The sequence below is a fragment of the Nonomuraea sp. WAC 01424 genome, assembly GCF_003947315.1.
In the GTDB taxonomy this organism is placed as follows: Bacteria; Actinomycetota; Actinomycetes; order Streptosporangiales; family Streptosporangiaceae; genus Nonomuraea; species Nonomuraea spiralis.
In genome coordinates this window covers 1-677 of the sequence record NZ_QHHZ01000072.1, presented here as the reverse complement: position 1 = coordinate 677, position 677 = coordinate 1, and the positions used below count along the sequence as shown (strand labels likewise).

The 677-nt window shown below is 54.7% G+C and carries 1 protein-coding gene; it reads left to right on the top strand.

What is annotated here, in order from left to right:
• Positions 1-46: 46 nt before the first annotated feature.
• Positions 47-677: reverse transcriptase domain-containing protein (locus DMB42_RS52770; RefSeq protein WP_312024815.1), on the top strand; the 631-nt coding region annotated here is incomplete at its 3' end.

Genomic DNA, 677 nt, shown 5'->3' with positions numbered 1-677 from the left:
AATGTGTTTGCGACGTGAATTAACTGACCTAACGAGGTGAAGACCTTTGATAATCAGCGAAATGCAACGCAAGCTTGCCACATGGGCAGCCACCGATCCGTCCCTACGGATTCAACGGCTGCTGCGTCTGATAACACAACCAGACTGGCTGGCTGGAGCGGCGCTGATCACGCTTTCATCAAAGGGGGCCCATACCCCCGGCGTTGATGGCGTGAACAAAACAATGCTACAGGCCAGACTGGCTGTTGAGCTGCAAATCCTCAGGGATGAATTACTCTCAGGCCACTACCAGCCCTTGTCCGCCAGACGGGTTTACATCCCTAAAAGCAACGGCAAACTGCGACCACTGGGTATCCCCGCGTTGCGGGATCGTATTGTTCAGCGGGCCATGCTGATGGCGATGGAGCCGATATGGGAGAGTGATTTTCATACGCTCTCATATGGCTTCCGGCCTGAGCGCAGTGTCCACCACGCGATCCGCACGGTGAAATTACAGCTCACAGACTGTGGTGAAACCCGGGGACGCTGGGTGATTGAAGGCGACCTGTCCAGTTACTTCGACACCGTACATCATCGACTGCTGATGAAGGCTGTACGCCGCAGGATCAGTGACGCACGTTTCATGACTCTGCTGTGGAAAACCATCAAGGCGGGACATATCGATGTCGGTCTCTTTC